This window comes from Mesorhizobium sp. ESP7-2 (assembly GCF_020164715.1).
Classification (GTDB): Bacteria; Pseudomonadota; Alphaproteobacteria; order Rhizobiales; family Rhizobiaceae; genus Mesorhizobium.
Window position 1 is genome coordinate 33,929 of record NZ_JAIUGQ010000011.1, and the last position, 12,233, is coordinate 46,161.

General features: G+C 64.3%; 12 protein-coding genes and 1 pseudogene. 6 read left to right on the plus strand and 7 right to left on the minus strand.

Features of this window, described 5'->3' with window-relative positions:
• Positions 1 to 130 precede the first annotated feature (130 nt).
• A pseudogene (locus LB543_RS13125) lies at positions 131 to 283 on the minus strand (LysR substrate-binding domain-containing protein); the annotation flags it as partial.
• Here LB543_RS13125 and LB543_RS13130 point away from each other — a divergent pair.
• Positions 270 to 482, plus strand: coding sequence for a tautomerase family protein (locus LB543_RS13130; RefSeq protein WP_224593406.1), 213 nt, complete (start codon positions 270 to 272; stop codon positions 480 to 482). The pseudogene LB543_RS13125 and the gene LB543_RS13130 overlap by 14 nt on opposite strands.
• Before the next feature lie 177 nt (positions 483 to 659).
• Here LB543_RS13130 and LB543_RS13135 read toward each other — a convergent pair whose 3' ends face one another.
• Both LB543_RS13135 and LB543_RS13140 read right to left on the minus strand, forming a co-directional pair.
• The gene (locus LB543_RS13135) at positions 660 to 1,478 is read right to left on the minus strand and encodes an oxidoreductase (RefSeq protein WP_224614389.1); all 819 of its coding nucleotides are present in this window, start codon (positions 1,476 to 1,478) and stop codon (positions 660 to 662) included.
• Positions 1,479 to 1,528: 50 nt separating this feature from the next.
• Complete coding sequence (locus tag LB543_RS13140; RefSeq protein WP_027144273.1) at positions 1,529 to 1,825, minus strand: YciI family protein; 297 nt, start codon at positions 1,823 to 1,825, stop codon at positions 1,529 to 1,531.
• A gap of 112 nt (positions 1,826 to 1,937) precedes the next feature.
• On the opposite strand from LB543_RS13140, the gene LB543_RS13145 reads away from it, so the two are divergent.
• Complete coding sequence (locus LB543_RS13145; RefSeq protein WP_224593525.1) at positions 1,938 to 2,390, plus strand: winged helix-turn-helix transcriptional regulator; 453 nt, start codon at positions 1,938 to 1,940, stop codon at positions 2,388 to 2,390.
• Positions 2,391 to 2,471: 81 nt separating this feature from the next.
• On the opposite strand, the gene LB543_RS13150 is transcribed toward LB543_RS13145, so the two are convergent.
• Positions 2,472 to 3,383 carry a transcriptional regulator GcvA gene (locus LB543_RS13150; RefSeq protein WP_224614390.1) on the minus strand — a complete coding sequence of 304 codons (912 nt, stop codon included), beginning with the start codon at positions 3,381 to 3,383 and terminating at the stop codon, positions 2,472 to 2,474.
• A gap of 216 nt (positions 3,384 to 3,599) precedes the next feature.
• Between LB543_RS13150 and LB543_RS13155 the strand changes: the two genes are divergently transcribed.
• The 3 genes from LB543_RS13155 to LB543_RS13165 all read left to right on the plus strand — a co-directional run bounded on the left by LB543_RS13155 (position 3,600) and on the right by LB543_RS13165 (position 6,076).
• Positions 3,600 to 3,797 (plus strand): DUF1127 domain-containing protein, encoded by a 198-nt coding sequence (locus LB543_RS13155; protein WP_140759654.1) that lies wholly within the window; start codon positions 3,600 to 3,602, stop codon positions 3,795 to 3,797.
• Complete coding sequence (locus LB543_RS13160; RefSeq protein WP_224614391.1) at positions 3,794 to 4,672, plus strand: NmrA family NAD(P)-binding protein; 879 nt, start codon at positions 3,794 to 3,796, stop codon at positions 4,670 to 4,672. Before LB543_RS13155 ends, LB543_RS13160 begins: the two co-directional genes overlap by 4 nt.
• Before the next feature lie 303 nt (positions 4,673 to 4,975).
• A complete protein-coding gene (locus LB543_RS13165; protein ID WP_224614392.1) occupies positions 4,976 to 6,076 on the plus strand; it encodes a KamA family radical SAM protein in 1,101 nt (366 codons plus the stop codon).
• 3 nt (positions 6,077 to 6,079) lie between these two features.
• Here LB543_RS13165 and LB543_RS13170 read toward each other — a convergent pair whose 3' ends face one another.
• The 3 genes from LB543_RS13170 to LB543_RS13180 are packed head-to-tail and all read right to left on the minus strand — an operon-like array spanning position 6,080 to position 11,339.
• The gene (locus tag LB543_RS13170; protein WP_224614393.1) at positions 6,080 to 6,724 is read right to left on the minus strand and encodes a 4'-phosphopantetheinyl transferase; all 645 of its coding nucleotides are present in this window, start codon (positions 6,722 to 6,724) and stop codon (positions 6,080 to 6,082) included.
• Positions 6,721 to 7,167: a GNAT family N-acetyltransferase gene (locus tag LB543_RS13175; protein ID WP_224614488.1), complete on the minus strand. Its 447-nt coding sequence runs from the start codon at positions 7,165 to 7,167 to the stop codon at positions 6,721 to 6,723. The genes LB543_RS13170 and LB543_RS13175 overlap by 4 nt, the downstream gene beginning before the upstream one ends.
• Positions 7,168 to 7,226: 59 nt before the next feature.
• On the minus strand, positions 7,227 to 11,339 hold the full coding sequence (locus tag LB543_RS13180) for a Pls/PosA family non-ribosomal peptide synthetase (protein WP_224614394.1): 4,113 nt from the start codon (positions 11,337 to 11,339) through the stop codon (positions 7,227 to 7,229).
• A gap of 630 nt (positions 11,340 to 11,969) precedes the next feature.
• On the opposite strand from LB543_RS13180, the gene LB543_RS13185 reads away from it, so the two are divergent.
• On the plus strand, positions 11,970 to 12,191 hold the full coding sequence (locus LB543_RS13185) for a DUF680 domain-containing protein (protein WP_140809950.1): 222 nt from the start codon (positions 11,970 to 11,972) through the stop codon (positions 12,189 to 12,191).
• The last annotated feature ends 42 nt before the right edge of the window (positions 12,192 to 12,233 follow it).

Genomic DNA, 12,233 nt, shown 5'->3' on the forward strand with positions numbered 1-12,233 from the left:
TCTCCCCATGGCGCGCTGTCGCGGCGACATTGACACCAGATGGCGCCGATGGGCAACGGCGAGTGCCTGTTCCCCGGTGTTGACGCAATTCCGGGCGGAAAACCGCTACATAGTTTTCCTGGAATGGCTCTTACAGGTTCGCCTCGGCGAAGATGCGTGCCGCCCAGTCGAGAAAGACGCGCAGGCGCGGCGAGAGCTGGCGGTTCTGTGGGTAGAGCGCCGACAGTGGTGTCGGCGAGGGCGGGTACTCGGCCAGCACCTCGACCAGCGTGCCATTCGCCAACATCAAGATGCCGCAGGCGGCCCTCTCCAAGGCGCAGAAGGAAGACCTCATCCATCGCACGACAGCCATGTTCGTCGACTTTTTCGGCGAAGGCGTGCGGCCCTACACGATTGTGCTGGTGGAGGAAGTTGCCGACGGCGGCTATGGCCGCGCCGACGAGGTGTTCGTCGTGCTGGAAGCTTTTCGCGCCAAGGAATAGGCCACAAACGGGATACCCGTCATATGACGACTGGTCGCCGCGCACCCCACGGTTCACTCTGTCCGCGGGGCGACATGTATTAGCGGCGTGGGCCGGGTGGGCAGCTCTTCTGTCCACCTGTCTCGCTTCAGCCTGGCGTTTCAGAACTGGCCGACGAACAGTGGCTACGCGCTTTTGTCACGCCGGCAGGTTCATCTGTTTTCGAAGGCTTTTGTCGAACGCGTTCGCGGGAACAAACCGTCGCAGCAGGTACAGGCGGCGCGCCTGCTTGCTGGCGGGATAACGCAGCCTCGGCGATGTCGCAGTGGCTGCGGTGACGACCGCCTGGCCGACGATCTCGGGAGCATCGCCGGCTTCGATGGCATGGTTCCAGACTGCGGTTGCCGTTGCCCGCGCCTGATCATAGATACTCATCATCCTGTCCGGCTTCGTCGCATTGTGGTCGAGAGCCGTGCGGGTGAACGCGGGTTCGACCAGCAGGACGCGAATGCCGAAGGGGCGGACCTCATGATCCAGTGATTCGGAATAACCCTCGACTGCATGTTTCGTGGATGTATAGAGCGCGCTGAACGGACTGGGGACGAAGCCGACGACCGAGCTGATGTTGATGATGCGGCCGCTGCCCTGGCGCCGCATGATCGGCAGCACCTCGTTTGTGACACGGATGAGGCCGAAGACGTTGACGTCGAAAAGGGCTTTTGCCTGTTCGACGGACGATTCTTCCGCACCCGCGATCAGGGCATTGCCAGCATTGTTGACGAGCAGGTCTATGCGCCCGGCCTGACTTATGACCTCCGACACCATGCGTGCGACGGACTCCGCATCGGTTACATCGCAGCTCAGCATGGTGATCCCGGCTTGCGACCCGGTTGCGGCTTTCCGGCTCGTGCCGAAGACGCGGTAGCCTGCCGACAGAAGGGCCTTGGCGGTCGCAAGGCCGATGCCACCCGCTGCCCCAGTGACGACGACGACGACGCCGCGATTTTTGGTGTTCATTTCAATATCCTTCGAGATGCATGATGATGGCGCCTGTGCTGACGGACTTGTCAGCCGCGTACGCTCAGATGAAGCATGGGGTGATGTTCGTAATGGCCGGCGCCATTCCTCACGATGGGGTCTTGCGAGGTTATCGCCTGGATGTCCTGGTCGTCGGCGATCCGGTAGAGCGACAGGCCATAGCCGCCGCCTGGATCCATCACCGGACCATGGGCGACGATCAGTCCGCGGTCGAGCAACTCGTCTAGAAAGGCGCCGTGCTGCTTCATCCATTCCCGCTCGTCGCCGGTCATGGTCGCGAGAAAGTCAGCACGGGGCGGGATGTACTTGCACAGATAGAATTTCATTTGGGACTCCAGCGGCGCGATGACCGGCCGTCACCTCACTTTTCGGTGGAACGGCTTCGCGGGATCTGATACTATCAAATTAGTAGTAAGTCACTATCAAAATGGTATCGACGTGAAGAATCTTTCCAATCAGCCCTGTTTGATCGCTCGCAGCCTCGGCTCGGTGGGCGACACGTGGAGCATGCTGATCATGCGCGACGCCCATGCGGGGCTCAGCCGTTTCGACGAATTTCGCAAGAACCTCGGCATCGCCCCTACGATGCTGACCAGCCGGCTGGCAGCCCTGACGGAAGAAGGACTGCTGGAGAAACGGCGATATTCAGAGCGGCCGCCACGCGATGAATATGTGTTGACCCAGGCCGGTCAGGATTTGCTTCCCGTGCTGTTTTCGCTCGCCGCTTGGGGGGCAAAGCACCGGGGCGGTGGCAATTTCACCCGGTTCTTCGACGCCGAGACAGGAACCGAAATCGACCCGGTCAGCATCGATCGCGGGACCGGAGCGCCGATCGGCAGCCGTCCCATCCAGATCGTGATGCCCAAGCTGCCTGACGACCCGTCGGGCTGACTGGTTGCGCAGCCTCCGCTCTGGAGCGGACGGCGATATCTCGCCCGACCGGAGGGGGAATTTAGGTGGGCGTTCGCCGCATCACCCGCTCTTCTTCGCGCCGTCCCAGTCGGTCGCGATCTCGGCGAACAGCCAGTCGCGGAACGCCCTGACCTTTTTCTGGCGCAGCGCGCCTTCGGGATAGACGACGTAGTAGCTGGCGGCTGATTTCAACGCGAGGTCGAAGGGCCGGACCAGCCGGCCTGCCGCGAGGTCGGCCGAGACCAGCGCGCTGCGGCCAAGCAGCACGCCTTCGCCGTGTACGGCGGCCTCGACGGCGAAGGTGGCGGAATCGAAGCGCACGCCGCGTTTGGGGTCGATGCCTTCGACGCCGGCCTGTTCAAGCCATGTCGCCCAGTCGATGCGAAAGGCATCGTGGATCAGCTTGTGATGCCTCAAATCCTCGGGTAGGCGCAACGGATGCTCGCCTTGCAGGAGCTCCGGGCTGCAGACAGGGAAGACCTCCTCGTCGGCGAGGAATTCCGCCGTCACTCCGCTATAGCCGCCGCGCCCGTAGCGGATGGATATGTCGATGCCGTCGCTGACGAAATCGGCCAGCACGCCCGAGGTCGCCAGCCGCACGTCGATGTCGGGATTGGCGCCATGAAAGCGATGCAGCCTCGGCACCAGCCAGCGGCCGGCGAAGCCGTCCGACGTGCTGACGTTGAGGATGCGCGTCGAGCGGTCGGGCGTTGCGGCGATGGTGGCGGCGGCGATCTGGTCGAGCGCCTTGCCGACCTCCGCCGCATAGGCCGCGCCGACAGCGGTGAGGCGCACGGAGCGTGTGCCGCGATCGAAGAGCTGGATGCCCAGCCTGTCCTCGATGTTGCGGATGGCCCGGCTGACGGCGCCATGGGTGACGTTGAGCTCCTCCGCGGCCTTGGAGAAACTCAGATGCCTGGCCGCCGCGTCGAAGGCGGGCAAAGCGGTGAGGGGCGGCAATCTGCGCGGCATGGGTTCGATCTGTGAGCGTTGCTCACAAATCCTGCACAAAGAGTCGTTTGTCGTCCAGCCCATAACGGCCCAATATTCAGGCGTACCAAGCATCCATACCGGACTTTCGGTTCATCGATGCGCTGAATTGACCAGACAAGTGTGAGCAATCGTCAGGCTCGCCCCGCTCGGGCGACATCGGCAGGCTTGCGCCCAGTGAGACAAAGGAGACGGATTATGAGCTTGACCCTTCGACCCATCGGCGCCGCGATGAGCGGCCTCGCCCTGCGAAGCGCGGCAGCGTTCGAGCGCCGCCGCACGCTGCGCCAGATCTCCCGGCTTTCCGATCGCCGTTTGCATGACATCGGCCTCGAACGCGACTGGGACGGCTCCATTCTTGCTAAAGGAATTCTGGGCAACGGGAGGACGATATGACCAGCACATTGATCATCGGCGCGACCGGGCTTCTCGGCAGCGAGATGGCGAAGGCCAGCGCCCGCAATGGCGACAGCCTGCACGTCCTCGTCCGGCCGGCCACATCAGTCAATGAAGCGCGGATGCGCCCTCTGATGGAATTGGGCGCCACGGTGCATGTCGGCGATCTCGACGATTATGACAGCCTCGTTCGCGCCGTCGGCAAGGTCGATCGCGTCATCAGCTCGGTGCATGTCGGGTCGGCCAGCGAGATGACGCTGGTGCGCGCCGTCAGGGATGCCGGCGTCTCTCGCTATGTGCCGTCGGCCGGCTTTGGCCTCGACTTTGCCGCAGCGGCACGCGGCTCGATCGAACCGCTCGACATCAAGCGGGCCGTCTTCGACGCGGTCCGGGAGGCCGACCTGCCTTATATCGTGATCTACACCAACGGCTTCTTCTCGACCTGGGTGGCGACACTGGGTGACCTGACGCGCTTCGGCTCGTCGCCGCTGCCGCCCGATGAGGTGACACTCTATGGCGAGGGCAATGTTCCGGCGACGTTTGTCAGCGAGAAGGATATCGCGGCGGTCACCTTGCGCGCGCTGGAGGATCCCAACGCTGTTCGCAGCGAAATTCGCATCGCGCAGAACAAGATAACGCAGAGCGCGATGATCGACCTGTGGCGGCAAGTGAGCGGCCGCTCGCCGCGCGTCAAGCAGATGAGCGCCGATGAGCTTGAGGCTCTGATCGCGGCGGTTCCCGGCCTGGGATTGCTGCGGGCATTCTGGATCCGCGGCGAGACCGCGCTCGAGACCGCCACCCCGGAAGCGGGGACGCTTTATCCGGAGCTGAGGTTTCAAAGCATCGAGAGCGCTTTTGTGGCGATGGCTGGCTAAGGGTGGGCGGAGGTTGTGATTAGGGTTCTTGGCAGAGGCTGGCACTCTACGATGCCCCCCTCTGTCCTGCCGGACATCTCCCCCTCAAGTGGGGAGATTGGCAGCTCGGGCGCCGGCGTTCCCCTTGTAACCTTGAAGATTGTCGAAGGCCGTCGCAACATCCGATCTCCCCCCTTGAGGGGGAGATGTCCGGCAGGACAGAGGGGGGCGCCGTAGGGCGCGGTGGGCGTCGTTGGCTTCCTTGTGGTTGACCCGACAGCCCATCCGGCCGATAGGTCCGCGCGAACAGCCCGAGATCTGCCAATGACCAACCTCAAAGATGCAACCCGCGCCGCCGACACCGCCTGGCAGGACGATGTCCGCGCAGGCGTGCGCCATATGCGCGACCTCGCCTCCTTGCCGCTCTCGCCGGCCGAACGCGAAGCCGCGCAAGCCGCCGCCACGCTGCACAAGGTGCGCGCGCCAAAAAGCTATCTCGGCCTGATCGACTGGAACGATCCCGCCGATCCGATCCGGGCGCAGGTGATCCCGTCGCCTGGGGAACTGGAGGAGGCGGAGGGCGAGCTTGGCGATCCGATCGCCGATCACGAATTCAGCCCGGTGCCGCGATTGACGCATCGCCATGCCGACCGGGTGCTTCTGTTCCCGACCTATCAATGCGCGGTCTATTGCCGGTTCTGCTTCCGCAAGGAATCGCTGACATCGATCGGCCGGGGCTATACGCGCGAGGCGCTGGAGCCGGCGCTGGCCTATATATCAGGCCACCCCGAAATCCGCGAGGTGATCCTGACCGGCGGCGATCCGCTGTCGCTGCCCGACGCAGCGCTCGCCGAAATCCGCGCCCGCATCGAGACTATCCCCCATGTGCGGCTGCTGCGCATCCACACGCGGGTGCCCGTGGCGCTGCCGTCGCGCATCACGCCAGGGCTGGTCGCGGCGCTGCAGGGCCGGCTGATGGTGACGGTGGTCGCCCACTTCAATCACGCGCGCGAGATCACCGATGCCACCGAAGCAGCTTGCCGCGCCTTGCGGCAGGCGGGCTTCGTGCTGCTCAACCAGAGCGTTCTCTTGAAGGGGGTCAACGACAGTGTCGAGGTGCTGGAAGAACTGTGCCGCGAGCTGATGTACCGGCTGGGGATAAAACCCTACTATCTGCACCATGGCGATCTGGCGCGTGGCATGGCGTACCGGCGCACCACGATCGCGCAGGGCCAGGCGCTGGCCGAAGCGCTGCGCGCACGGCTGTCCGGCATCTGCAATCCGGTCTATGTGCTGGACCTGCCGGATGGGGGAGGCAAGGTGCCACTCGGACCTTGCCATGTCGAGCAACAGGACGGGCAGAGCTGGCGGATACGCGGTCTGGACGGGCAGGTGAGGACCTATCGCGAAGTGGTTGGCGAATAGGCGTTATTCCCCCACAAACCCCAGCACGACCACGCGGGGGACGATACAGTATGCGAGGCTGACCTTGCGGCCGGTGCTCGTCGTCGCGTGGCCAGTCTCGAGATCCACGGCGATATCCTCATAGCCCAGCACCTCGCGATCCAGCGGATAGGCAGCCTTGTAAACCGCTTCCTTGGCGGCAAAGAGGATGCGGCCGGCGAGATGCCGGTCGGCGGCACCCATGCGGTCGGCGGGAATGGCTACGAGGGAGAAAATGTCATCGGGCAGGGGCAGCGCTGGCTCGACATCGATGCCCAGCGAGCCGATGCCGGCAACAGTCGCGACCGCCGCCACGGCCATGTCGTCGTCATGCGCGAGCGAGCCCGTCATCCCCTCGGGCCAGGCCGGTGCACCGGACGGCGTGCGCAAGAGGGCGAAACCGTCGAAACCGGCATTCGCGAGCAGCCGGTGCGCGATCCAGCGCGCCGCGCCACTGGCCCGCCGCATGGCCGCCTGGCGGGCGGGGATGGAACTTGCCTCCGCCGGCAACAGATGGGCCTCGTCGCCGTCGCGGATCATCCGGCAACCGGTGCGGACCCCGGCCGGGGCCATGGCCGCCATGGCGCGCGCCAGGGCGATTTCCTCGGACGGATCGGCTGATGGCGTCATCGGTCGCCGGCTGGGAGGAGGAGATCGGCGATCATTTCGCCGTCCTCGTCGAGCCCCTCTTCGACGAAACCGGCGCTGCGATAGACCCGCCGCGCCGCCTCGTTCTCCGGTTCGTAACAGATCGACACGTGCCTGATATGGCCGAGCCCGCCGATTTCCTCCAGCACCTTACGCAGCGCGGCCTTGCCATAGCCTCGGCCCTGCCAGGCACGGTCGATCATGAAGCGGTAGATGCGCGCCTCGTCGTCGTCCCGCGGCGCCTCGTACATCAGGAATCCGACAGGCTGGTCCCCGACTATGACGGCGCGTGGCCGCGCGTCCCGATCGGATCTGGCTTCGCGCAGGGAGTCCGCATTGCTGGCGACGAAGTCCATCTGCTCCGGCGCCAGCTGCAGGGCCGTGACCAAGGCGCGATTGGCCTTGGTCACGGGGGCGATATGGATGCCCACGGTGCTTCCGGATCGCTGTGCCACGTGGCCTCCGATGATATCGGGCTCAAGCGTCAGGACGACGCCCTGGAGCAGTCTTCCATGATCGGCTCGACGAACCGATGCAGCTTGGCCGGGTTGCCGCGCCAGATCGAGTTGGGCTCGAGTTCCTCGCCCTTCATCACGAAGGAATCGGCATCGACCATCGATCCCTTGCCCATCACCACGCCGTAATGGACAAAGGCGGACGGCCCCAGCGTGCAGCCATCGCCGATGCGGATGAAATCGGACTTGAACGCGCCTTCCTCCAGCGAGTGGGCCTGGATGACGCAGCCTTCGTTGAGCGTGGCGTCGTCGCCGATCACCACCAGCGAACGCTCGGTCAGGTTGGCCCCGCCGTCATACACACGCTTGCCCACCTTGACACCCAGCATGCGCAGGATCATCGGCCGGAACGGCGTGCCGGCGAACAGGCGCACGATGGGCGAATCTGCGAGCTTCCAGTGGCGCTCATGGCGCCAGAAGGTGACGTCGTAGATCGTCGTTATCTGCGGCTTCAGCTTGCGGAAACCGAGGCTTGCCCGCTCGACGAAGATGTAGAACGGAATGGTGATCGCCGAGGTCAAAAGCACCGCCGCGAAGAGGGCGATTTCCGCCCATTCTGTATAATAGTTCAGCGCCCGGTCCCAGATCGCCAGCGTGGCGAACAGCATGATCCATTGCGTCGCCAAGAACAGGAGGATCGTTACCAGATTGTGACGGTTCTTGAGCGGGATACGCTGGCGCCGGTCTTCCTCGTCGATGCCGGCGATGAGTTCCTTGTCGCGGTTCACCATGCGCGGGATTTCAAAGGGGGGCGAGCCCAGAAGGCCAACATTCTCGCGCAATGGCCCGTCGATCGGGACCATCACCTTGGTGCCGAGCAGAACGTTGTCGCCCGTGCGTCCATCCGGCGGATAGTAGATGTTGTTGCCGAGATAGTTGCGCTCGCCGATCCGCGTCGGCTCGAGCCGGAACGCGGAAGCGGACTTGTGCATGTTGATCATGAAAAGCCCGTCCGACACCATGGTCTGGGTGCCGATCTCGCACAGCAGCGGGTTTTCGTGCTGCTGGTTGGAGCCGAAATTCGAGCCGGTCTGCACCACCTTGTTGAGGTTCCAGCCGATGGCGCTCATGTAATGGACGATGGCCGAGCTGTCGCCGAACAGCAGCCCGAGCACGCGGGAGTTGCTCGTGAACTCGGCAACCGTCTGCAGCCAGTAGCGGAAGCCGTAAAGCGTGTAGGTGCGGCCGGGTTTCAGGATCAGGCTGAACAGGCGCGGTACCACGGTGGCGGCGAAAAAGGCCACGGCGATGTAGCCGAAAAACGTGACCGTGGTGCCGATCGCCACAAGGCCGATCGTCTCCTGATAGTCGTCGCCGACATTCTCCCAATAGCTGTGGAACAAAAGCGGCAGCGGGGTGACGATCGCAAACAGCCCTATCAGCTGCACGGCCTCGTAGAGGAAGCGCCGGATGCGGGGAGGGTTGACGTTGCGCACCTTGCAATAGTCCGCCGTGGTCGGCACCGCCGGCGATCCATGCCAGTGTTCGCCGTCGGGGATGCTTTGCCCGCGCTGCAGCGAGGAGGAATGGCCGAGTTGGCCGCCGTCGCCGATCGCGGTGTCGATGTCGAGCGTGCAGCCGACGCCGACGAATGCGTCGCGGCCGATGGTCAGCGGCCCGGTGTGGATATAGCCGGCCTGGGCGCGGTAGCCGAGGATCAGCGATTCCTTGCGCAGGATCGTTCGGTCGCCGATCGAAATCAGGTCCGTGCACACGGGCACTGCGCGGGATTCGATGACGACGTTCTTCCCGATCCTGGTTCCAAGGAGCTGCAGGTACAGGCTGTAGAGCGGGCTTCCGCGGAACAGGACGACGGGTGCGGAGCGGATCAGGGTCTTGACGACCCAGAAGCGATAGTAGCGCAGGCCCCAGATCGGGAACGCTTCCGCCTTCCAGCGGCCGACCAGCACCCATTTGGCGACGACGGCAAAGCCCGACATGCCGAAGAACACGCCGGCCGAGAGCACCACGCACCTGACATAAAGCTGAAGCGGATCGTCGAGCGTGTCATAGACCCAGTTGAGGCCGCCGTTGATCGCCCACAGCGCCACGTAGCTGTAAAGCGCGTAAAACAGCAGCTGCGCCGCGCCGCAGGTCCAGTAGACGATATTGGACGCCTGGCGGGTGAGAACGGGCTCGTTGATGGCCGTCATCATCTCTTCAGCCACGCTCAGGTGCTTGGCCAGGCGCGCCACGGTCGGATAGAGATAGATGTCGCGCATGGACGTCGTCGCCCATTCCTTGCGGGTGCGGACGCGGGCGCAGAAATGCGCCATGAGCAGCGAGTTGGCGCCGAGATCGTCGAAGAAATTGTCCTCGACCGACACGTCGTCGAACTTCAGCACGGCGCACAGCGCGTCGGCCAGGAAACGCTCGTCGTCATTGCCGGGAGGCACCAAGGCGCGGTCGGCCGACAGCCTGACGCTGGTCGGTTTGGGAAGCTGGCGAAGGTCGACCTTGTTGGAGACCGTCATCGGGATCGCCGGCAGTTCCTCCAGATAGGCGGGCACCATGTAATCCGGCAGCCGGCGCTTCATCGTCTGCGCGATGTCGGCGCGCGAGAGCGCCGGCTGGCCGGCCTTGGGTGCGTAATAGGCAACGAGCTCGACGCGGCCGGGCTCGATCTCCCAGGTGGTGACGGCGGCCTGCGCGATCTCAGGCTGGTCCAGCAAGACGGCCTCGATCTCGCCGAGTTCAATGCGATAGCCGCGGATCTTAACCTGCGTGTCGATGCGCCCGGCATACTCGATCTCGCCGGCGTCGTTGATCCGGCCAAGGTCGCCGGTGCGGTAGATGCGCTTCGACGGATTGTTCGGCAGGGAGAGGAAATCGGCGATGAACTTCTGTTCGGTCAGGTCCGGTCGGTTGAGATAGCCGACCGCCAGCCCGATGCCGGCAATGCCGATCTCGCCCAGCTCACCAGGCTCGGCAAGCTGCGGCAGCGAAGGGTCGAGGATGACGATTGAATAGGTGGGCAGCGGCGCGCCGATCGTCACCGGCCGGTCCGGCGTCAGCGCACCCATGGTTGCGGTGACGGTCGCCTCTGTCGGGCCATAGGTGTTGAGGATCCGCCGGCCGGGCTTCGACCAGCGCACGACCAGATTGTGGGGGCAGGCCTCGCCGCCCACCAGCAGCGTGCGCAGGCTGGGCACATCAGATGTCATGGACGACAGAAGCGTCGGGCTGCAGGCCATGCAGGTGATGTCGTGATGGCGCAGGAAATCGGCGAGCTCTTCGCCCACGAGAGGCATCTGGCCGGGTGCTGGCACGACGGTCGCGCCGGCGACGAACGGCACCCAGATCTCCTCGGAGGAAAAGTCGAAGGCAATGGTCATGCCCTGGTAGACGCGGTCGCCCGGCTTGTAGCCGTAGGATGCGGCGGCGACGCGGATGAAGTTGACGAAGCTCTGGTGGCGGATGGCCACGCCCTTGGGCCTGCCGGTCGTGCCCGACGTATAGAGGATATAGCAGATGTCTTCGATTGCGGCCGGCGCCTTGTGCGGCTTCAGCGGCGCGTCGGACTGGGCTGAGATCTCGGCGGCGGCACTGTCGATCAACAGGTGCGGAACCGGCAACTGGCCGGCACGCGATGCGTAGGTGGCAATGGTGACGATCAGGCTGACGCTGGCGTCTTCGACGATGAGCGCCATGCGCTCTTCAGGAAAGGCGGTGGCCAGCGGCACGAAGGCGGCGCCCGCTTTCGCCACGGCAAGCAGGGCCACATAGGTTTCCGCGGACCGGTCGAGGATGAGCCCGACCCGGTGACCCGGCCGCACGCCACGCTTGACCAGCAGGCGGGCGAACTGGTTGGCGCGCTTGTCCAGCTCCTGATACGTCCAGGTGCGGCCTTCGGAGATCACCGCCGGCAGCGTGGCGAATGTTTCGGCGAGTTGCTCGAAGACCTTGTCGAGCCGCTCGTCCGGCTGACCTGCCCGGGCAAAGTCGGCACCCACCAGGACCTGGCTGCGCGCTACCGAGGCAAGTTCCGCAAGTGCATCGGCGCTGTCGGGTCTGGTCTCGGGCTCTCCGCCCGATCTTGCCGCTTCCCTGTCCAGTTCGGCGATATCGATACCGTGGTCCATTTCCAAACTTTCTCGTGCTGGCGAAGCCGTCACAGGCACATCTCGATCATGCCGCCGCTCGAGCAGGCATTGTCGGCTGTGCCGGCGCTGCAATTTGATCGTGGTTGATGGAGGTGGAATGACCGAAGCTTCCAAAACGGAAGATTCCGGAATCCCGACCGGCGATCGCTGACCGCTGGATCCTCTTTGGCCGGGCGGTTATCACGGAATCGGCCGCCCTGTCTTCACATATTCGGCAGCATGGGCGCGGGGCGCAGGCGTGCGCATCGCCTGGAGGCTGCCGGCGGCGGGCGACATGCAAGGCAGGGCCCCCATCCGTCCGTTCGAACCTCGTAGCATCGCCCGTGCCCAACCCCGTGCGCTTGTGTCCGTGCGCCCTGTGCGGCGGCCAGATTTCCGGCCGTTGAGGGATGCTTATGCCACCCGATCTTTTCGCCAGTTTTTCTGAACTGTTGAAACTTGTTTCTGGATTGTGTCTGGGCGCGCTTCCGCATGGCCGCTGCCGCCGGTTTTCCGGCCTTTTGAAAAAAAATTTCGGTGCCGGGGAATAAAGCGCGGCGCTTCCGGGTCTTGTCATCAGCGGGGCCAATCGGCCCGCGACGCGAAGAAACGAAACAAGGATTTACCGAAATGACCAAGCTCGCTCTCAGCGTGGCTGCGATGTTGCTCGCCTCGAGTTTCGCCTTTGCCGGTAGCGACCATTTTGGCACGAGCGCCGCCGACCAGACGCTCACCACCGTCGACAACACCTACACCGCCTCGACCGCCAAGCCGGAGATTGTCCGCCACGGCATGCGGGCGACGATGAAATCTGATGCGGATGAACCAGGCCACGGCATCTGGGGCAACTGAGTTCAGGGGTTCGGACCATCCTCTCCAGGTCCTGACCCCGTC